General features: G+C 69.5%; 17 protein-coding genes. 5 read left to right on the top strand and 12 right to left on the bottom strand.

What is annotated here, in order from left to right:
• Positions 1–3: 3 nt before the first annotated feature.
• Both PSV00_RS03240 and PSV00_RS03235 read right to left on the bottom strand, forming a co-directional pair.
• Entirely contained in the window at positions 4–2,184 is a 2,181-nt protein-coding gene (locus tag PSV00_RS03240; RefSeq protein WP_300444809.1) for a prolyl oligopeptidase family serine peptidase, read from the bottom strand.
• 94 nt (positions 2,185–2,278) lie between these two features.
• Positions 2,279–3,079, bottom strand: coding sequence for a potassium channel family protein (locus PSV00_RS03235; protein ID WP_300444806.1), 801 nt, complete (start codon positions 3,077–3,079; stop codon positions 2,279–2,281).
• A gap of 84 nt (positions 3,080–3,163) precedes the next feature.
• Between PSV00_RS03235 and dapF the strand changes: the two genes are divergently transcribed.
• Both dapF and PSV00_RS03225 read left to right on the top strand, forming a co-directional pair.
• Positions 3,164–4,048 (top strand): diaminopimelate epimerase, encoded by an 885-nt coding sequence (dapF, locus tag PSV00_RS03230; RefSeq protein ID WP_300444803.1) that lies wholly within the window; start codon positions 3,164–3,166, stop codon positions 4,046–4,048.
• 196 nt (positions 4,049–4,244) lie between these two features.
• Complete coding sequence (locus tag PSV00_RS03225; RefSeq protein ID WP_300444800.1) at positions 4,245–6,524, top strand: NADP-dependent malic enzyme; 2,280 nt, start codon at positions 4,245–4,247, stop codon at positions 6,522–6,524.
• A gap of 45 nt (positions 6,525–6,569) precedes the next feature.
• Here the strand turns inward: PSV00_RS03225 and PSV00_RS03220 are convergent, their stop codons facing one another.
• The 9 genes from PSV00_RS03220 to rdgB all read right to left on the bottom strand — a co-directional run bounded on the left by PSV00_RS03220 (position 6,570) and on the right by rdgB (position 16,540).
• On the bottom strand, positions 6,570–8,240 hold the full coding sequence (locus tag PSV00_RS03220) for an MFS transporter (RefSeq protein WP_300444797.1): 1,671 nt from the start codon (positions 8,238–8,240) through the stop codon (positions 6,570–6,572).
• A gap of 31 nt (positions 8,241–8,271) precedes the next feature.
• Positions 8,272–9,822, bottom strand: a complete 1,551-nt coding sequence (locus tag PSV00_RS03215; RefSeq protein ID WP_300444795.1) for a response regulator — start codon at positions 9,820–9,822, stop codon at positions 8,272–8,274.
• Between the two features lie 46 nt (positions 9,823–9,868).
• Positions 9,869–11,461 carry a YifB family Mg chelatase-like AAA ATPase gene (locus PSV00_RS03210; protein ID WP_300444793.1) on the bottom strand — a complete coding sequence of 531 codons (1,593 nt, stop codon included), beginning with the start codon at positions 11,459–11,461 and terminating at the stop codon, positions 9,869–9,871.
• Between the two features lie 73 nt (positions 11,462–11,534).
• Positions 11,535–12,479 carry a glutathione synthase gene (gshB, locus tag PSV00_RS03205; RefSeq protein WP_300444791.1) on the bottom strand — a complete coding sequence of 315 codons (945 nt, stop codon included), beginning with the start codon at positions 12,477–12,479 and terminating at the stop codon, positions 11,535–11,537.
• A gap of 108 nt (positions 12,480–12,587) precedes the next feature.
• Entirely contained in the window at positions 12,588–13,403 is an 816-nt protein-coding gene (locus PSV00_RS03200; RefSeq protein ID WP_300444789.1) for a transglutaminase family protein, read from the bottom strand.
• A complete protein-coding gene (locus PSV00_RS03195) occupies positions 13,354–13,824 on the bottom strand; it encodes a YraN family protein (RefSeq protein ID WP_300444787.1) in 471 nt (156 codons plus the stop codon). Before PSV00_RS03195 ends, PSV00_RS03200 begins: the two co-directional genes overlap by 50 nt.
• Positions 13,821–14,696 (bottom strand): 16S rRNA (cytidine(1402)-2'-O)-methyltransferase, encoded by an 876-nt coding sequence (rsmI, locus tag PSV00_RS03190; protein WP_300444785.1) that lies wholly within the window; start codon positions 14,694–14,696, stop codon positions 13,821–13,823. The genes PSV00_RS03195 and rsmI overlap by 4 nt, the downstream gene beginning before the upstream one ends.
• An 85-nt stretch (positions 14,697–14,781) precedes the next feature.
• Positions 14,782–15,945, bottom strand: a complete 1,164-nt coding sequence (hemW, locus tag PSV00_RS03185) for a radical SAM family heme chaperone HemW (protein WP_300444782.1) — start codon at positions 15,943–15,945, stop codon at positions 14,782–14,784.
• Positions 15,938–16,540 (bottom strand): RdgB/HAM1 family non-canonical purine NTP pyrophosphatase, encoded by a 603-nt coding sequence (rdgB, locus tag PSV00_RS03180; RefSeq protein ID WP_300445165.1) that lies wholly within the window; start codon positions 16,538–16,540, stop codon positions 15,938–15,940. Before rdgB ends, hemW begins: the two co-directional genes overlap by 8 nt.
• A gap of 437 nt (positions 16,541–16,977) precedes the next feature.
• On the opposite strand from rdgB, the gene PSV00_RS03175 reads away from it, so the two are divergent.
• The 3 genes from PSV00_RS03175 (at position 16,978) to PSV00_RS03165 (ending at position 18,489) form a co-directional block, all read left to right on the top strand.
• Complete coding sequence (locus PSV00_RS03175; RefSeq protein ID WP_300444779.1) at positions 16,978–17,586, top strand: DUF2975 domain-containing protein; 609 nt, start codon at positions 16,978–16,980, stop codon at positions 17,584–17,586.
• Between the two features lie 91 nt (positions 17,587–17,677).
• Positions 17,678–17,923, top strand: a complete 246-nt coding sequence (locus PSV00_RS03170) for a helix-turn-helix transcriptional regulator (protein ID WP_300444777.1) — start codon at positions 17,678–17,680, stop codon at positions 17,921–17,923.
• A complete protein-coding gene (locus PSV00_RS03165) occupies positions 17,923–18,489 on the top strand; it encodes a Smr/MutS family protein (RefSeq protein ID WP_300444775.1) in 567 nt (188 codons plus the stop codon). The genes PSV00_RS03170 and PSV00_RS03165 overlap by 1 nt, the downstream gene beginning before the upstream one ends.
• Here the strand turns inward: PSV00_RS03165 and PSV00_RS03160 are convergent.
• Positions 18,486–19,502: an adenosine kinase gene (locus PSV00_RS03160; protein WP_300444773.1), complete on the bottom strand. Its 1,017-nt coding sequence runs from the start codon at positions 19,500–19,502 to the stop codon at positions 18,486–18,488. The genes PSV00_RS03165 and PSV00_RS03160 overlap by 4 nt on opposite strands.
• Positions 19,503–19,531: the final 29 nt, after the last annotated feature.

Raw genomic sequence — 19,531 nt, 5'->3', positions numbered from 1 at the left:
GGTCTACTCCTGCGCCGGCTGATCCATCAGCCGGCGGGTCAGATAGGTATATTCCAGCGCCAGGCGGCGGGCCGTCTCGCGCAGGTTGGCGCCGGCCGCGTGGCCACCGTCGGTGTTCTCGTAGAACAGGACCGGATAGCCCAGTTCCTGCAGCCGCGCCGCCGCCTTGCGGGCGTGGCCGGGGTGGACCCGGTCATCCTTGGTCGAGGTATGGATGAAGACCTCGGGGTAGGGCTGGTTGCTGCGCAGGTTCTGATAGGGCGAATAGGCCTGGATCCAGGCCCGTTCGGCCGGAATGTCCGGATTGCCGTATTCGCCCTGCCACGAGGCCCCGGCCAGCAGCTTGTTGAAGCGCAGCATGTCGAACAGCGGCACCTGGATGACGGCGGCGTTGATCAGGTCCGGCCTCTGGGTCAGCATCGCCCCCATGAACAGCCCGCCCTGGGAGCCGCCCATGATGCCCAGTTTCGGCTGGCTGGTGATGTTGCGGGCGATCAGGTCCAGGGCCACGGCCTGGAAATCCTCATGGGCGCGCTGGCGGTTCTGCTGCAGGGCCGCCTCGTGCCAGTTGGGGCCGAACTCGCCGCCCCCGCGGGTATTGGCCACGACATAGACGCCGCCGCGCTCCAGCCACAGCTTGCCGACCGTGGCCGAATAGCCGGGCAGCATCGACACCTCGAACCCGCCATAGCCGTACAGCAGGGTCGGGTTCGAGCCGTCGCTGGCCATGGCGTCGCGATGGACCACGAAATAGGGGATCATCGTCCCGTCGGCCGAGCGGGCCTCATACTGGTCGACGATCATGCCCGAGGCGTCGAATTTGGCCGGCAGGGATTTGACTTCGTCGACCGCACCCGTGGCCGCATCGGCCAGCCACAGGCTGGACGGGTTCAGATAGCCGGCGACGCTGACAAAGACCTGATCATCGCGCTCGGAGGCCGACCCGACCCCGACGGTGACGTTCTGCGGCAGGTCCAGACGCGTGCGGGCCCAGTCGCCGTCGGCGTTCGGCTCATAGACATAGACCGCGCCGCGGACATTCTCGAACAGGGCCACGACCAGGCGGTTGCGGGTGGCGTTCATGCCCTCGACGGCCTCGCGCGGGCCGGGCCGGATGATCAGCCGCGCCGGGGTGGCCGGATCGGCCAGCCAGGCATCGAGCGGCCAGGCGATGACGTCGCCGGTGTGGAACGCCTGGCCCGAGGGCGCGGTCCAGTCCTGTTTGATGGTGACGACCACCTGCCCCTGCACCAGGGTGTCGATCTGCGACTTGGCCGGCAGGGCCAGCTGCGTCGTGGTGCCGTCCTCGTTCAGCCGCCAGGTCTCGCCCTCATAGAAGGTGATCCCGCGATTGATCAGCACGGCCCGCACCGCCCCGTCGGCGTCACGCAACGTATAGCCGCTGACCGAGACATCGTCGGGCTGGCCGGTGAACACGGTCTCGGCCTGGTCGATCGTCTGGCCGCGGGTCAGCCGTTTGACGATCATCGGATAGCCCGAACTGGTCATCGAGCCCGCGCCGAAATCGCGGGCGATCAACAGGGTGTCGGCATCGACCCAGGTCGCGTCGCCCTTGGATTCCGGCAGGACGAAGCCGTCGCTGACAAAGGTCTTCGTGGTGCGGTCGAATTCGCGGATCGTCACCGCATCCTTGCCCCCGTCGGACAGGGAGATCAGGCACAGGGAGTCCTCGGGCGGCAAACAGGTCGCGCCCTTCCAAACCCAGTTGTGTCCCTCGGCCGCCGACAGGGCGTCGATGTCGAGAAGGGTCTCCCACTGCGGCGTCTCGGCGCGATAGCTGTCCAGGGTCGTGGTGCGCCAGATGCCGCGCACATGGCCGGCGTCCTGCCAGAAATTGTCGATCGTGCCGTCGTGGTTGAAGCCCGGACCGGGGATGCGGTCGCGCGACTGGACGATTTCCAGCGCCTGCTGGTGCAGGCCCTCATAGCGGGGATCGCCCTGGAGCACGGCCAGCGACCGGGTGTTCTGTTCGTTGACCCAGGCCATGGCGCGATCGCCGTCGATCTCTTCCAGCCACAGCCAGGGGTCGGTGGCGTCCGAGGTGGCGAAACCGCCCTCGACGAGCGGGGGATTGGGCGGGGAAGCGGGGGATTGGGCCATGACGCCTGTCGCGAGAGCAGTGGAAGCCAGGAGGATGGCGAGCGTGGCGGCGGGACGGATCATGCTGGCGTTTCCGGAACTTGAGGAACCGCACCTTAACCGCCGACCGTCACGGGACAAGGCAGCGCGCGCGCCCTTACGGTTTTGTCATCTGAAATCAGCGACCGGGATCGGGAATGCACAGGGTCTCGCCGCAGGCCTTGCAGTGGACCGCATCGGGATCATGCCGCTGCAGGCCGCAGGTCGGGCAGGGATAGACGACCTTGTGCGGCATCAGCAGGGTCTGGCCCAGCCGCACGAACAGGGTCACCCCGACCAGCATGATGACGATCGACACCAGCCGCCCCCAGTTGCCCGGCAGCAGGATGTCGCCATAGCCGGTCGTGGTCAGGCTGGTGACGGTGAAATACAGGGCGTCGATATAGCCGGTGATGCCTTCGTAGCGGCCCATGAAGCTGGTGTAGACAAAGCCGGTGGCCACAAAGACGAAGGTCACCAGGGCCACAACGGCCTTGGTCGTGTCCTCGACCCGGGTGTCGTCATAGCGACGGCCGACCGTGCGCCAGAAGAAGTCCGAATTGATCAGGGTCCACAGCCGCAGCACGCGCAGGAAGCCGAGGTTGAACAGCCAGGCCGGGAACAGCAGGGTCGCCAGGATGAACAGGTCGACCCAGACGATCGGCTTCTTCAGCCAGGACCTTACGTCAGAATAGGCCCAGGCCCGGGCGGCCAGGTCCAGCGCCAGCACCGCGGCGATCACATAGTCGATCACATAGAAGATCATCGCATCGCTCTTCAGCAGCGGGGCCGCCACGAAGAAGCCGACAATCAGGACGTCGATGACCAGCACGGCCAGACGGAAGCGCACCGCCGTCCCGGATGAGCCGTGATACAGGGCCCGGATGCGCGCGCGCAGGCGCAGACCCTCGGGTTTTTCGACATCGTCCGAACGGCTCATGGGCCAGCGATACCCCGCTTTGTCACCGGCGGAAACAGCATCCCTTCGCCGCAGGGCGTTCCGGGTCTATAGGCTGGGGGCTCCATGACCCGCCCCTTCGTCAAGATGAATGGTGCCGGCAACGATTTTGTCGTCGTCAACGCCCTCGAAACCCCGTTCACCCCGACGGCGGCCCAGGTGCGCGCCATCGCCAACCGTGACACCGGCCAGGGTTGCGACCAGCTGATCGCCATCGAGCCGTCGGACACCGCCGATGCCTTCATGCGGGTGTGGAATGCCGACGGCGGCGTGGTCGAGACCTGCGGCAATGCCCTGCGCTGTGTCGGCTGGCTGCTGATGCAGTCGACCGGCAAGGATCGCGTCACCATCGACACCCTCGGCGGACCCACCACGGCCTGGCGCGTTCCAGGCCCTGTCGGGTCAGGAGGTCCCGAAGGGTCGACGACCACGGCCCAGGTGAAGGTGGATATGGGCGCGCCGCGACTGGACTGGACCCAGATTCCGCTGGAGGAGGCGATGGACACCCGCGGCATCGAGCTGCAGGTCGGCCCGATCGACGCGCCCCTGCTGCACACCCCCGGCGCGGTCTCGATGGGCAATCCGCATGTGGTCTTCTTCACCGACCGCCAGGACGACGCCTTTGTGCGCGGTTCCGGCTCCCTGATCGAACACCACCCGCTGTTTCCGCAGGGGGTCAATGTCGGCTTCGCCAACGTCCTGGCCCCTGACCGCATCCGCCTGCGGGTGTGGGAACGCGGGGCCGGCCTGACCCGGGCCTGCGGCACCGGGGCCTGCGCCGCCCTGGTCGCGTCCAGCCGCCGGGGCCTGACCGGGCGCTCGGCCACCGTCGAGGTCGACGGCGGCACCCTGCGGATCGACTGGGACGAGGCCAGCGGTCATGTCTTCATGACCGGCCCGGTCGAGATCGAACGCACCGGCACCCTGACCCTTCAGCCTGCCCCTGGGTAAGGAATGCGACGGGGCCCCGTTGTCGCCCCCCGCCGCCCGCTCTAGACCATTTTTGTATCGGGTCGCATCGACCCGAAACCAGAAAATGGTCCAGTATCAAGCCGGGGCGAAATCTGAGCCGGGCTGGACCGCGTCCAACCCGACCGATTTCGCTCCAGGAACAGATGACGCCCTCCCGAGACCCCGAAAGACGCTGATGCCCGACCTGACCGAAAAACAGACCTTCTCCGACGAGGATGCGCTGGACTTCCACCGCAATCCGACGCCGGGCAAGATATCGATGGCCCCGACCAAGCCGATGGCGACCCAGCGCGACCTGTCGCTGGCCTATTCGCCGGGCGTCGCCATCCCCGTGCTGGCCATCGCCGAGGATGTCGACAAGGCCTACGACTATACGTCCAAGGGCAATCTGGTCGCCGTCATCTCCAACGGCACGGCCATTCTCGGCCTCGGCAACCTCGGGCACATGGCGTCCAAGCCGGTGATGGAGGGCAAATGCGTGCTGTTCAAACGCTTCGCCGATGTCGACAGCTTCGACGTCGAGGTCAAGACCACCGACCCGGACGAATTCATCACCGTGGTCAAGAACATCGGCGACACCTGGGGCGGCATCAATCTCGAGGACATCAAGTCCCCGGAATGTTTCGTCATCGAGAGCGAGCTGCAGGACCTGCTCGACATCCCGGTCTTCCATGACGACCAGCACGGCACCGCCATCATCTCCACCGCCGGCCTGATCAACGCCGCCCATATCGTCGGCAAGAAGCTGGAGGACATCAAGGTCGTCCTGGCCGGGGCCGGGGCCGCGGGCCTGTCGTCGATCGGCCTGATGAAGGCCGTCGGGGTGCGCAAGGAGAACACCACCATCGTCGACCGGGACGGCGTGGTCTATATCGGCCGGCCCACCGGCATGGACCAGTGGAAGGCCGCCCACGCCACCGACACGCCGCACCGCACCCTGGCCGAGGCCATGGTCGGGGCCGACGTGGTCCTGGGCCTGTCGGCCAAGGGCGCGATCACCAAGGAGATGGTGGCCTCGATGGCCCCCAATCCGATCATCTTCGCCATGGCCAATCCGGACCCGGAAATCACCCCGGAGGACGTCGCCTCGGTGCGCTCCGACGCCATCATGGCCACCGGCCGGTCCGACTATGTGAACCAGGTCAACAACGTCCTCGGCTTCCCCTACATCTTCCGCGGCGCGCTCGACGTGCGCGCCCGCCAGGTCAATCACGAGATGAAGGTGGCCTGTGCCCGGGCCCTGGCCCAGCTGGCCCGCGAGGACGTGCCGGACGAGGTCGCCGTCGCCTATCGCGGCCGCAAGCTGAAATTCGGCCCCGACTACATCATCCCCTCGCCGTTCGACCCGCGCCTGATCTGGTACATTCCGCCCTTCGTCGCCCAGGCGGCGATGGACAGCGGCGTGGCGCGCAAGCCGATCGAGGACATGGACGCCTACCGCATCCAGCTGCGCCAGCGCGTCGACCCGTCGGCGGCCCTGATGCAGAAGATCGCCTCGGCGGTGCGCGCGGCCCCGAACAAGCGGATCGTCTTCGCCGAGGGCGAGGAGACCACGGTCATCCGCGCCGCCTGGGCCTTCAAACAGGCCGAGCTGGGCACGCCCATCCTGATCGGCCGCGAGGATCTGATCCGCCAGAACGCCACCGAGGCCGGCCTGAATTTCGACGATCTGGGCATCGAGATCGTCAATGCCCGCGTCTCGGCGAAGAACGTTCAGTACACGGACTTCCTGTACGAAAAACTGCAGCGCCGCGGCTATCTGCGCCGTGACGTGCAGCGGATGATCAACCAGGACCGCAACTATTTCGCGGCCACCATGCTGGCCCAGGGCGATGCCGACGCCGTGGTCACCGGCACGACCCGCAATTTCAACATGGTGCTGAAGGAGGTCCGCCGCGTCCTCGACGTCACCTCGCGGCTGGTCGGCCTGTCGATCGTCCTGGCCAAGGGCCGCACCCTGTTCGTGGCCGACACCTCGATCCACGAACTGCCCGATGCGGTGGAGCTGGCCGAGATCGCCATCCAGGCCGCCGCCACCGTGCGCCGCATGGGCCGCAAGCCCCGCGTGGCCTTCCTGTCCTATTCGACCTTCGGCGACCCTCCGGGCGACCGCGGCGAGATGATCCGCGAGGCCATCCGCATCCTCGACCAGCGCGGCGTCGATTTCGAATACGAGGGCGAGATGCCGGCCGAACTGGCGCTCGATCCCGAGGCCCGCTCGGCCTATCCGTTCATGCGCCTGTCCAAGGACGCCAATGTCCTGGTCATGCCCGGCATCCATTCGGCCTCGATCTCGACCCGCCTGGTCCAGGCCCTGGGCGGGGCGACCGTGATCGGCCCGCTGCTGGTCGGTCTCGAGAAGTCGGTGCAGATCGTCTCGCTCGGGGCCTCGGTCAGCGAAATGATCACCGCCGCGACCTTCGCCGCCTATGAAGAGGGCGTGCGCGAGGGCTGAACCCGCAGATCGCCGGCCGGAAGCACCGGCCGGCGATCGACCGGGTCAGCCGGCCTCCGCATCCATCTTGCGCTGCCCGGCCGCCAGCCGGATCCACTCCAGCACGCAGAATATGACAGTCACCCCGCCGAGAGCGGCGGCGAAGACGAACACCCAGGCGAAGCCGTGCGTCTCGATCATCTCGCCCAGCGCGCCGCGACCCAGTGTGCCGATCAGCAGGGCAAGCGAGGTGAAGACCGCGAACTGAACCGCTCCGAACATCTTGCTCGACAGGGCCGACAGATAGGCCACAAAGGCCGCGCCTGCGAAGCCGCCGGCAATATTCTCGCCGGCGATGGCCAGCATCAGTCGGGCCATGGGCTCACCGATGCCGAAATTGCCGAACAGAGCATAAAGGCCGGTCGAGGCCATGAAGCTGCCGATCACAGGCGCGCCCATGGCCAGGTCAGCGAACAGCAGGTTGGTCGCCGCGGCCAGCACGGCACCCACGACCAGCGACGCCATCCGACCGATGGCCAGCAGGGCCCATCCGCCCAGGCCGATGCCAAGGATGGTCATGACCACACCGAAGGTCTTTGACGCCAGCGCCACCTCGGTCTTGGTGTGGCCCAGGGCTCCGCCGACATCGCCCATGTAGAAGGGATAGGCGAACGGGCCCCAGACTCCGTCGGTGATCCGATAGGTCAGGATCAGGCCGAGCACGATCAGCGCGCCCCAGCCCAGACGCCCCATCAGTTCGACCAGCGGGGCCAGGATGGCGTCATATAGGGTCGTCACCAGCGGCCGGGCGTCGGTCGCGGGCGTGGGCTGCCGACCGCGCCACACAACAAACCCGGCGAGCCCGCACGGCAGCAGGACGGCGGCGGCGATGATCCACGGCCCCCAGGTCGCGGTGAACTCGGTCGCGCTCGGGGCCGGTGAGGTGTTCAGGGCCGTGACCATGAAATTGATCAGCATGAAGGCGGCCCAGATCCAGGCCGCGAGGGTGGCGATCAGGGCGAACAGCCGCAGTTTCGGCGATCCCAGCCGCTCTTTCGCGATGGCCTGGGGCGGTGCCGGTTCCGGTTCGGGCGCGATGATCGTGCCCAGCAGGCCCAGCCCCATCAGCAAGCCGGCGATGGTGAAGGTCGCCGGCCAGCCCGCGACGTCGGCCAGCAGAAGGGCCCCGGCCCCGCCAACCAGGGCCGCCGTGCGGAAACCAAACTGATAGATGGTCGACAGCAGGTCGATCGGCGCACCCGGCCCGGCCACCTCAATGCGCCAGGTGTCGATGACGATGTCCTGGGTGGCGGAGGCGAAAGCACCGAGGGCCGCGGCACCGGCCAACAGGCCCAGGGTGCCGCCCTCGGGACTGGAAACCGCGATCACCAGCAGGGCCCCGCCGATGATCAGCTGGCAGCCCAGCATCCAGGAACGCCGGCGCCCCACTCGCCGTCCGATCACCGGCGGGAACAGGTTCACCACCGGCGACCAGAGGAATTTGAAGGCGGCGAACAGGCCGATCCACGACAATATGCCGATGGTGGCGATCGAGACCCCGGCCTCGCCCAGCCAGGCGTTCAGCGTCCCGATCAGCATGGTGAAGGGCAGGCCGGCCGAGAAGCCCAGCAACAGCATGGCCAGGGTGCGACGATCCCGGAAGGCGGCTTTCAGAACGGCCAGACCCTTGGGGGCGATATCCGGCTCAGCCGTCTGCGCGGCGGGTGTCTCGGTCATCGAAGCGTCTCTCCCGGACGCCTCGCGCCCTCTATTCGCCGACGACCTTGGCGCGCGTTTGCCGGTTCGTCCAGCGGGCGAGTGAACGGCGCAGGCCCTCGGGTTCCAGCGGCTTGACCAGATGGTCGTCCATCCCGGCTTCCAGACAGGCGCGGCGGTCCTCGGCGAAGGCATTGGCGGTCAGGGCCACGATCGGGGTCGTGTCGCCGCGCGCCCGGATCGCCCGGGTCGCCGTGGGGCCGTCCATGCCCGGCATCCGCATATCCATGAAGACCATGTCGTAGCGGGCCCGGGTCAGGGCGGCGACGGCCTCATGGCCGTTGGCGGCGGTCTCGACCGCACAGCCCTCGCGGCGCAGCAGGGTCGCGGCCAGCAGGGCCCCGACCGGATTGTCCTCGACCAGCAGCACCCGGGTGCCGGCGAAGCGGATCGGGGCGACCCGGTCGTCGTCGGCCGGCGGCGGCGGCGGCAGGCCGGGCGTCTGGGTGGTGGTCGGATTGGCCACGGCCAGCACCCGTTCCGCCAGCGAGGCGCGCCGCAACGGCTTGATCAGATAGCCGTGGAAGCCGGCGGTGCGGTAGCGGGCGATCAGGTCGCGTTCCGACGGCCGCAACAGCACGATGGCACGGCCCTTTTCCGGGCGCGGGGCCAGGGCCTCGCCGGCCACGGCGGCCAGGGCATGGTCGACCAGGATGACCGGCGCGCCCGGATGAACCGTGCCGCCCGAGGCCTCGATCTGGTCGATCGCGGCCCGGCGCACCAGATCGTCCGGCGACAGCACGGCCACGGCCTGACCGTCCAGCGGCCGGCCACGTTCAGGCAGGTCCGTCGTGGCGTCGAAACTGGCCTCAAAGCGGAAGCGGGAGCCCTTGCCCCTGGGCCGGTTACCGACCGAGACCTTGCCGCCCATGGCATCGGCCAGGCGTTTGACCACGGCCAGACCCAGTCCGGCCCCGCCGAACCGGGTCGCGTCCGAGGCGTCGACATGGCCGAACTCCTCAAAGATGCGGGCGCGCGCCTCGGCCGGAATGCCCGGTCCGGTATCCTCGACGATAAAGGCCAGCCGCGGCCGGGGACCCGCCCGGGGTACGCGTTCGACGGAGATATGGACCCCGCCGGTCTCGGTGAATTTGACGGCGTTTCCGGCCAGGTTGAACAGGACCTGGCGCAGGCGACCCTCATCGGCCATCACATCGACGGCGTCGGGGGCGACCGACCAGACCAGTTCCAGCCCCTTCTCATGGGCCCGGGGACTCAGCAGTTCGGCGACACTGCGCACCAGGCCCTCGACATCGACCGGGGCGGCGTCGAACTCCAGCTTGCCGGCCTCCAGCCGGGCATAGTCCAGCAGGTCATTGACCAGGCCCAGCAGATGTTCGGCCGACTGGCGCGCGGCCTCGGCATAGGCGCGCTGCGCCCCGTCCAGCCGGGTCCGGGTCAGCAGGCCCAGCATGCCGATGACCCCGTTCAGCGGGGTGCGCATCTCATGACTCATCAGCCGCAGAAACTGCTGCTCGGCCCCGTCGGGCGGCTCCGGGGTCGCCGGGGTGCCTGTTGCGATATTCTTCGCCGGTCGTGTCATCATCGATCTCCGACAGGCACCATGGCGCACAACCGTTAAGGGCGGCTCAAGGCGGGGCGCGGGCGGTCGATAGCGCCGGGTCCCCACCCCCTGACCAGGGCACGGCGTCGCCGGTCCCGGGCCCGACCGGCGTGCGCCGGTGCACCAGGGCCTCGGCAATATGACGGCGCACCACGCCGTTCGCCCCCTCCAGATCGGCGATGGTCCGGGCCAGTCGCAGCGTCCGCACCCAGCCCCGCGCCGTCAGCCCCCCGGCCTCGCCCGCCCGCATCAGCAGGGCCCGCCCCGGCGCGTCGGGGGCGGCGAACCGGTCCAGGGTCTCGCCCGAGGCGCGGGCGTTCAGGGCCTGGTCGGGGGCCAGGCCCGCCTCGCGCGCGCGTCCGGCCTGAAGCTCACGCGCCACGGCGACCCGGGCCGCGGCCTCGGCCGTGCCCTCGGCCGGGGGCGGCAGGGCCATGTCGGCGGCGGTCACCGGCGGCGTCTCCACCGTCAGGTCGATACGGTCGAACATCGGGCCCGAGATCCGGTTCTGATAGTCGCGCTGGCAGCGGGGGGCCTTGCCACAGGCCCCGCGCCCGCCGCCGCCGATGCCGCAGCGGCAGGGGTTCATCGCCGCGATCAGCTGGAACCGGGCCGGATAGCGGATATGGGCATTGGCCCGGGCCACCACGATCTCGCCGGTTTCCAGCGGGGCGCGCAGGGAATCGAGGGCCTGGGCGCTGTATTCGGGCAGTTCATCCAGAAACAGCACGCCATTGTGCGCCAGCGAGGCCTCGCCCGGCCGGGCCTTCAACCCACCGCCGGTCAGGGCCGCCATACTGGCCGAATGGTGCGGGCTGCGGAACGGCCGGTCGCGGGTCAGGGCCCCGCGCTCGATCAGCCCGGCCACCGACCAGACCATCGAGGTCTCCAGCAGTTCGGCCGGGGTCAGCGGCGGCAACAGGCCCGGCAGCCGCTGGGCCAGCATCGACTTGCCCGAGCCCGGCGGCCCGACAAACAGCAAATTATGCCCTCCAGCCGCGGCGATCTCGAGCGAGCGTTTGGCGCTCTCCTGACCCTTGACCTCGCGCAGGTCGGGCACGACCCCGCCGGCGCGCACCGGCCCCGGTTCGGGCGGGCGCAGCACCTGACTGCCCTTGAAATGGTTGATCAGGCCGATCAGGGAGCGCGGGGCGAGGATGGCGACATCCCCGGCCCAGGCCGCCTCGGGCCCGTTGGCCTCGGGGCAGATCAGGCCCAGCCCCATGGCCGAGGACGCCACCGCCGCCGGCAGGGCCCCGCCGACCGGGGCGATCTGGCCGTCCAGCCCCAGTTCGCCGATGGCGGCCCAGCCGTCCAGCGCGTCGGGCGTGATCACTCCCAGCGCCGCCATCAGCACCAGGCCGATGGCCAGGTCGAAATGGCTGCCCTCCTTGGGCAGGTCGGCCGGGGCCAGGTTGGCGATGATCCGTTTCGGCGGCAGGCCCAGACCGATGCCGGCGAAGGCCCCGCGCACCCGTTCGCGGCTCTCGGCCACCGCCTTGTCCGGCAGGCCGACGATGGTGAAACTGGGCACCGCCGCCCCAACCAGCTGCACCTGAACATCAACGCGGCGCGCCTCGACCCCGTCGAAGGCCACCGTCACCACGCGAGCGACCATGGCACCCTCCCGTTATACGGGAAAGAACAAATCACGAACCCGGCGAAGGGTCAAGCCAGGGACGTCGGCGGGGTTACCCCGCCCGCTTCGCCTCGATCGCGTCCCACATCAGGGCGGCGGCGTCGACGCCGGTGAAGGCCTTCAGCTGCTGGGCCCCGGTGGGGGAGGTGACGTTGATCTCGGTCAGCCAGTCGCCGATCACATCGATGCCGACGAAGATCAGGCCGCGTTCCTTCAACGTCGGGCCGATGGCGGCGCAGATCTCGCGGTCGCGGGCGGTCAGTTCGACCGGGGCGGCGGTACCGCCGACATGCAGGTTGGAGCGCACCGCCCCCGCCGCCGGGATGCGGTTGATGGCCCCGACCGGCTCGCCGTCGATCAGCAGGATCCGCTTGTCGCCCTTGGACACCGCCGGGATGAATTTCTGGATCACCAGCGGGTCGCGGCTGCCGACGGCGTGAATCTCGATCAGGGCCTCCAGATTGGGATCGTCCGCCTTCAGACGGATCACGCCCGAGCCGCCGGCCCCGTGCAGGGGTTTCAGCACCACATCGCCATGCTTCCTGTGGAAGGCGACGAGGGCCACCGGGTCGGAACTGATCAGGGTCGGCGGGGTCAGGCCGGGGAATTGGGTGACCAGCAGCTTCTCGGGGGCGGAACGCACCTCGGCCGGATCATTGACCACCAGGGTCTTCGGATGGACCGTCTCCAGCAGATAGGTGGCGGTGACATAGGCCATGTCGAACGGCGGGTCCTGACGCATCAGGATGACATCGACGTCCTCGGCCAGATCCAGCCGGATCTCGTCGCCGAAGGTCACATGGTCGCCGGCCACGGCCCGCACCGTCATCGGCCTGGCCCGGCACGACAGCCGGCCCTCTTCCAGGGCCAGGGTGCGGAAATCATAGACCCAGAGCGGATAACCCCGGTCCTGGGCCGTCATCGCCATCATGAAGGTGGTGTCCGCCAGGATGTCGACCGACTCCATGGGATCCATCTGGATCGCGACCTTGAGCATGCAAATATCCTTTGTGGGCGTCGGGCGGCCCGGACGACGGACCGGCTTCTATGTGACCAGCCACAGCCCCGGTCTCAAGGGGTCGGGCGCAACACGGCGTGGATTCGTCTAATTCAGCTGCAGCCGGACCCGGTGGACGCTGGTCTGGCACCAGACTCCGGCCGGGCCGTCCAGACCCTGGGCGCGGGACAGGGCTTCCAGCGCCCCGGTCAGGGCCCCGCGCCGTTCGCGGGCGGCGGCCACGTCCAGCCACGGTCGGTGATCGTCCGGGTCGAGCAGGGCGCGGCGCAGGGCCGAGCGTTCGGCCGCCTCGAAATCCCCGGCCCGGAGGGCCCGGCTGAACTGCACGGCCTGCAGCCGGATCAGGGCCTGGCGCGCCGTCACCGGGGCCATCAGCAGGTCCAGCCGGTCGGCCACATGGGGGGTCAGGCCGGCGCACAGGGCCCGGCGGGTCAGTTCGGACGGCAGGACCAGCTGGCCCTGGCTGAACGGGTCCAGCGCCACCGGCCCGTCGGCCGTCTCGACCCGCACCAGGAAATGGCCGGGAAAGTCGACCCCGGTGGCCGGGATGCCCGCCTGTTGGGCGGCATCCAGATAGAAGACGGCCAGGGTGACCGACAGGCCACGGCGCCGCTCGGCCACGGCGATGATGTCGGTATTGGCCGGGTCGCCCGTATACAGAAGGTCACCGGTCAGCCGCAGGTCTGACGACAGGGTTTCGGTCAGGGCGTCCTCGACCGGTTCGCCGCCGATCCGCTCCATCAGACGCTGGGCCGCCTGCCGGGCCAGCAGCCGCACCGGCTCGGCCTCGCGCATCGGGTCATCATGCAGGGCGCAGGCGATCGCCGCCTCAAGCAACGGAAAATCGTCGTCGTCAGCCAGTCCGGCTGCCGTCAGGGTCGTGGTCGCGTCCTGATGGATCACGGAAATCGGGCCCCCCGGTCTCGATATCCTTAACATGACGCGGAAACCGCCCGGGGGCCAGCGCCACCATATCCAGCCGCAGGGTCAGACCCGCCAGACCGGGTCGTCCGCGGGCCACCGCCTGGCCCGAAGCGCGCAGCCGGGCCAGCTGGACAGGGCCCAGGGCGGTCAGGGCCGCCGCCAGGGTCGCGCGCCGCTTGACCTCGACCACGACCAGGACCCGGCCGCGTTTGGCCAGGATGTCGATCTCCCCGGCCCGGCTCTTCAGGCGAAAGCCCAGGATCTGATAGCCGCGCAGCATCAGCCACAGGGCGGCCAGCCATTCGCCGGCATGGCCGCTGCGATGCGCCGCCTGCCCCGACGCCCGCCGCCGACCCGGGACGGGCCGCGCCGGCACCGGAACGGGGCGCAGCCGTTTCATCCCCGCCCCTGCAGCTCCAGCGCCCGGCGGTACAGGGCCTTGCGGGGCAGATCCAGCGCCCGGGACACCTCCGACGCCGCCTCGCCGGGGGCCAGCCGGGTCATGGCCTCGGCCAGGGCCGCATCGGCGTCGGCCTCGCTGGCCACCTCGACCTCGCCGGGGCCGATCACGACGACGATCTCGCCCTTCGGCCCCTGACAGCGGGGGTCGAGCGCCAGCTCGGCCAGGGTGCCGCGCACGCATTCCTCGTACAGCTTGGTCAGTTCGCGGGCCACGGCGGCCGGACGCGGGCCCAGCACCGCCGCCATATCGGCCAGGCTGTCGGCCAGACGCGGGCCGCTCTCGAAGAAGACCAGGGTCTGGCGCGCGGTGCGGACCTCTTCCAGCATCGTCCTGCGCGCGCCCGACTTGGGCGGCAGGAAGCCGGCGAACAGCACCCGGTCGGCGGGCAGGCCGGCGATACACAGGGCCGCCAGCAGGCTGGACGCCCCCGGGATCGGATGCACCGGCAGGCCGGCGGCGATCACCGCCCGGGCCACGACGAAGCCGGGATCATTGACCATCGGCGTGCCGGCGTCCGAGACCAGGGCCACCACTTCGCCGGCGTTCAGCCGTTCGATCGCCCCCTCGGCCGCCCGGGCCGAGGCATGGTCGTCGCACCGCTCCAGCTTCGCCTTGATCCCATAGGCCGACAGCAGCTTGCCGGTGACGCGCGTGTCCTCGGCCAGGACCAGATCGGCGGCGGCCAGCACATCCAGCGCCCGCAGCGTCATGTCGCGCAGGTTCCCGATCGGCGTCGCCACCAGATACAGGCCGGATGCGACCGGGCGCGACGGCGGGGCGGTCGGCGGAAAGGGCGAGGGATCAGTCATCGGCGGGACCGTGCCAGCGGGGGGCAGGCGGCTCAAGGGGTGGCTGCGTTTCCTCCTCCCTTTCCCGGCGGGAGAGGGTAGTGGTTCACACCAGCAGCGCCCGCAGCACCCCGTCCAGCACCGGTCGTCCGGCCGGGGTCGCCACCACCCGCCCGGCTGTCACCGCCAGAAACCCGTCGGCGATCAGCCCGGCCAGGGCCCCGGTCTCAACGGTCCGCTCCAGCACGGCCAATTCCGCCAGGGCCACCCCCTCGACCGTGCGCAGGCCCAGCAGGACGCGTTCCTCGGCGGCGGCGCGGGGGTCCAGGGTCTCGCGCTCGCTCCACGGCGTCCCGGCCGCGACGCCCGCCACATAGTCGGCGATGCCGCGTCGGGCGACGGTGGCGGTGCGCACCCCGTCCAGCGTCAGCCGCCCGTGGGCCCCGGGGCCGAGGCCCAGATAGTCGCCGCCGCGCCAGACATGCAGATTATGGGCCGAGCGGGCGGCGACACCGCGGCCGTGGTTGGAGACCTCATAGGCGTCGAACCCGGCCCCCTCGAGCACCGTCTGGGTGGCCTCGTACAGGGCGGCGGCCAGATCCTCGTCCGGCGGGGTCCAGCTGCCCCGCGCCACGGCCCGGCCGAAGGCGGTCGTCTGCTCTATGGTCAGCTGATAGGGCGAAACGTGCTCGAACCCGATGTCCAGCGCCTCGGTCAGTTCGGCGCGCCAGCCGGCCACGGTCTGGTCGGGGCGGGCATAGATCAGGTCGATCGACAACCGGTCGAAGGCCCGGGCGGCCACGGCCACCGCACGGCGCGCCTCATCGGCCGAATGGTTGCGGCCGAGGAATGTCAGGGCCGCATCGTCCAGCGCCTGCACCCCCATCGACAGCCGGTTGACCCCGGCGGCGGCCAGGGCGTCGAACCGCCCGGCCTCGGCGTCGGTCGGATTGGCCTCAAGGGTGATCTCGATCCCGCCGCGCGGCGGGAACAGGGCCTGCGCCCGGTCAATCACCGCCGCCACCGCCGCCGGATCCATCAGCGACGGCGTCCCCCCGCCGAAGAAGATCGAGGCCAGACGGCGCGGACCGGTCAGAACGGCCTGGGCCTCCAGGTCCGCCAGGATGGCCGCGACCAGATCCGCCTGTTCCGCGCCCCGGCCCCGGTCGCGTACGACGTTGAAGTCGCAATAGGGGCAGATCCGCGAACACCAGGGCCAGTGCACATAAAGGCCGATGTCGCTGCCGGGATCAGGGACCGGATCAGTCAATCAGCGCCGCCTTCAGCTGTTCGAAGGCCCGGGCGCGGTGGCTCATCGCGTCCTTGGCCGCCGGCTCCATCTCGCCGAAGGTCTGGTCGTGGCCCTCGGGGATAAAGATCGGATCATAGCCGAAGCCCCGGTCGCCGCGCGGCGGGAAGGTCAGCCGGCCGTCGACCCGGCCCTCGACCACGACACAGGGGCCGTCCGGCCAGGCCACGGCCAGGGCCGAGGTGAACCAGGCGCTGCGATCGCGCGACCCCACCTCGTCCAGCCGTTCCTCGACCTTGGCCATGGCCTCGGCGAAATCCTTGTCCGGCCCGGCCCAGCGCGCCGAGAAGATGCCCGGGGCCCCGTCCAGGGCCGTGACCGACAGGCCGGAGTCGTCCGCCAGGCTGACCTGACCGGTAAAGGCCGCCGCATGACGAGCCTTCAGCATGGCATTGCCGGCAAAACTGCTCTCGGTCTCGTCCGGTTCGGGCACATTCAGCGCTCCGGCCGTGACGATCTCGTAATTTCCATCCAGCAGGGCGGCGATCTCGCGCGCCTTGCCGGGGTTATGGGTGGCCGCGACCAGCCGCATTCCCTTGATTAATTTCAGATTCATCTCGATCACGCCCTCGCAACAATTCCTTGCCAAAGTTTAATATCGTTAAACGATATGTAACATGACATCCCGACACGCACGGCCTATCTATGATCCTCAAGAACGGCAGCCGCACCGTTCCCCTGATTGCTAACAAGAGCAACAGACTTGCAGCGGTCAACCGGATGAGGGGTAAAAAACACCCCCACCGAATAGATGGAGAAAGACGATGGATACCATGAGCGCCTCTTTGTGGATGGAAAAGGTCGGCCACGCGATCATCAATGCCGCCCTGCTGGCGGCCCTGCCGACCGCCCTGATCGCCTCGCTGGTTCAGGCGTTTTGATTGCCGGCCGCTTTGACGCCACCCCCAAAGCCCGCGATGAATAGGACCGCGTGTGGGTCGGTCGGACCCCACGCGGCCGCCGCGGCCTAGTTCCGACCCGAGGTATCTGCGCATGCGCCGCCCGACGATCGCCTCTCTCGGGTCCCGCCTGCCCCGGCTGACCGGGCGCAGCCTTCGCGCCCCCAATCTGAAGACCCTCGGACCGGGGTCCGTGTCCAGCCTGCTGAAAATCGCCCTCGACGTCGCCTATGTGCTGCTGGGCATCATCACCGGCGGCCTGATCATCGGCCTGGTCGCCGCGGTCTTCATCCCCTTTGCCGACCTCAACCTGACGGTTACCGACGATTCCGGGGGACTGCAGCAACCGCTGACCCGCCCCCTGCTGCTGTTCGGGGTCGGGGCCTTCGCCGCCTTCTTCGGCAGTTTCATGCTGATCCTGCGCAATCTGCGAATGATTTTCCGTACCCTGACGCTGGGCGATCCGTTCCAGCCGCCCAATGTGCGCCGCCTGCGCCAGATCGGCCTGATCCTGGCCGTGGTCACCGGCGGCAAATGGCTGGCCCAGGGCCTGGTCGCCGACCGCCTGGCCCCCGGCATCATGGACCCCCAGGGTTTCACCGACCTGTTGACCCCGGTCTTTTCCGTTCTCGTCGTCTTCGTCCTGGCCGAGGTGTTCCGCGAAGGGGCCCGCCTGCGTCGCGAATCCGAACTGACCATCTGACATGGCCGCGCCGTCAAAAACCTCCGCCCGTCCGGCGCTTCGCGCCACCCTCCGGGTCGACCCGTCCTGCGCCGCCGGATAGAGAGATTTAATGGCCATCCGCATCCAGCTTGATCGCATCCTCCTCGAGCGGCGCATGTCGCTGACCGAGCTGGCCGATCGCGTGGGCGTCACCCTGGCCAATCTGTCGATCCTCAAGACCGGCAAGGCCCGCGCCATCCGCTTCACCACCCTGGACGCCCTGTGCCGCGAGCTGAACTGCCAGCCGGGCGATCTGGTGGTCTATGAGCCTGGCCCGCAGGACGCCGCGCGCGCCTTCGACGACGACGACGCCTGATGGCGACCCGACGCGGCGGCGACCTGACCACCGAAGACCGGCGTATCTGGACCCGGGTCACCGGCTCGGTTAGCCCGGCCAAACCGGTCAAGGCCCCGCGCATCGCCGTCGCCGGACCGGTCGCCGATCCTGCTGCGGCCCCGGCTCCGCCCCGGCCAATGCCCCGGCCGACGCCACGGCCGGTGGCCACGGCGGCCACACCCGCCGGCACCGCCCGCCCCGGCGCGACCCGCAGCGTGCCGGAATCGCTGGAACCCCGGCGTCAACGGCGACTGTCGCGCGAACGCGATCCGATCGAGGCGCGGATAGACCTGCACGGCTATGGCCGGTTCCAGGCCCAGGACGCCCTGACCGCCTTCCTGACCACCGCCCAGGTGCGCGGCTATCGCGCGGTTCTGGTCATCACCGGCCAGGGCCGGCGCGGCGGCACCGGCGTGATCCGGGGCTCCGTCCATGAATGGCTGACCGGCCCGGCCCTGCGCGGGGTCGTCTCGGGCTATGCCGCGGCCGCCCGCCACCACGGCGGCGACGGGGCGCTGTATGTGACGCTGAAACGGCCGGGTTAGGCCGCCAGCGACAGTCCCGCCGCGACGGCCAGCCGCTCGAGCGACACCATCGGTCGCGGGCCCCAGTGGGCGATGACCTCGGCCGCCGCCAGCGAGCCCAGGGCCCCGGCTTCGGCCAGGGACAGACCGCGCGCCAGACCCAGCAGGAAGCCGGCCGCGTACTGGTCACCGGCTCCGGTGGTGTCGACGACCTTGCCGACCGGCGCGGCCTTGACCACGACCCGTTCGGCACCGCGCACGATAACCGAACCGTCAGCACTGCGGGTGATCGCCGCGACCTCGACGATCGTGGCCAGCCGGGCCGCGGCGGCCTCGAAATCCTCGGTCTCGAACAGGGCCAGCAGCTCGCTCTCATTGGCCAGGACGATGTCGGCCGAAGCCTCGATGAAGGCCAGCAGCTCGGCCCGCCAGCGGCCGACGACAAAGGAATCCGACAGGGTGATGGCGACCTTGCGCCCGGCGGCGTGGGCCGCTTCGGCGGCGGCCTCGAAGGCGGCGCGGGCCGGGGCCGGGTCGAACAGATAGCCTTCCAGATAGACGATGGCGCTGTCGGCGATCAGGGCCGGGTCGATGTCGGCCACGGTCAGCTGGTTGGCCGCGCCGAGGAAGGTCGACATGGTACGCTGGGCATCAGGCGTGACATTGATCAGGCAGCGACCGGTACCGGCCCCGCCGCTGAGGGCCGGGGTATCGAAGGCGACGCCGGCGGCGCGGATATCATGGGTGAAGACCTGGCCCAGGGTGTCGTCAGCGACCTTGCCCAGATAGGCGGCGCGTCCGCCGAACGAACCGACACCGGCCACCGTATTGCCGGCCGAGCCGCCCGAGGCCTCGACCCCGGCGGCCATCGCGTCATACAGGGCCGCGCTCTGGACCTCGTCGACCAGGGACATCGAGCCGGGGGCCAGGCCCTGGGCACTGAGGAATTCCGGCGTACAGGGGGCCAGGACGTCGACGATGGCGTTGCCGACGGCACAGACGTCGAAACGGGCGGAGGTGTTTGCTTGGGTCATGCCGCGCCCCATAGCCGCCGGGACCACGA

It is taken from the genome of Brevundimonas sp. (assembly GCF_029945885.1).
In the GTDB taxonomy this organism is placed as follows: domain Bacteria; phylum Pseudomonadota; class Alphaproteobacteria; order Caulobacterales; family Caulobacteraceae; genus Brevundimonas.
The sequence above is the reverse complement of the archived record's forward strand: the minus strand, read 5'-3'. Positions and strand labels throughout refer to the sequence as shown.

What these genes read in the sequence shown, in the direction of transcription:
- PSV00_RS03240 (WP_300444809.1), bottom strand. Translation starts at nt 2,184, where the DNA reads ATGATCCGTCCCGCCGCCACGCTCGCCATCCTCCTGGCTTCCACTGCT.
- PSV00_RS03235 (WP_300444806.1), bottom strand. Translation starts at nt 3,079, where the DNA reads ATGAGCCGTTCGGACGATGTCGAAAAACCCGAGGGTCTGCGCCTGCGC.
- dapF (WP_300444803.1), top strand. Translation starts at nt 3,164, where the DNA reads ATGACCCGCCCCTTCGTCAAGATGAATGGTGCCGGCAACGATTTTGTC.
- PSV00_RS03225 (WP_300444800.1), top strand. Translation starts at nt 4,245, where the DNA reads ATGCCCGACCTGACCGAAAAACAGACCTTCTCCGACGAGGATGCGCTG.
- PSV00_RS03220 (WP_300444797.1), bottom strand. Translation starts at nt 8,240, where the DNA reads ATGACCGAGACACCCGCCGCGCAGACGGCTGAGCCGGATATCGCCCCC.
- PSV00_RS03215 (WP_300444795.1), bottom strand. Translation starts at nt 9,822, where the DNA reads ATGACACGACCGGCGAAGAATATCGCAACAGGCACCCCGGCGACCCCG.
- PSV00_RS03210 (WP_300444793.1), bottom strand. Translation starts at nt 11,461, where the DNA reads ATGGTCGCTCGCGTGGTGACGGTGGCCTTCGACGGGGTCGAGGCGCGC.
- gshB (WP_300444791.1), bottom strand. Translation starts at nt 12,479, where the DNA reads ATGCTCAAGGTCGCGATCCAGATGGATCCCATGGAGTCGGTCGACATC.
- PSV00_RS03195 (WP_300444787.1), bottom strand. Translation starts at nt 13,824, where the DNA reads ATGAAACGGCTGCGCCCCGTTCCGGTGCCGGCGCGGCCCGTCCCGGGT.
- rsmI (WP_300444785.1), bottom strand. Translation starts at nt 14,696, where the DNA reads ATGACTGATCCCTCGCCCTTTCCGCCGACCGCCCCGCCGTCGCGCCCG.
- rdgB (WP_300445165.1), bottom strand. Translation starts at nt 16,540, where the DNA reads ATGAATCTGAAATTAATCAAGGGAATGCGGCTGGTCGCGGCCACCCAT.
- PSV00_RS03175 (WP_300444779.1), top strand. Translation starts at nt 16,978, where the DNA reads ATGCGCCGCCCGACGATCGCCTCTCTCGGGTCCCGCCTGCCCCGGCTG.
- PSV00_RS03170 (WP_300444777.1), top strand. Translation starts at nt 17,678, where the DNA reads ATGGCCATCCGCATCCAGCTTGATCGCATCCTCCTCGAGCGGCGCATG.
- PSV00_RS03165 (WP_300444775.1), top strand. Translation starts at nt 17,923, where the DNA reads ATGGCGACCCGACGCGGCGGCGACCTGACCACCGAAGACCGGCGTATC.
- PSV00_RS03160 (WP_300444773.1), bottom strand. Translation starts at nt 19,502, where the DNA reads ATGACCCAAGCAAACACCTCCGCCCGTTTCGACGTCTGTGCCGTCGGC.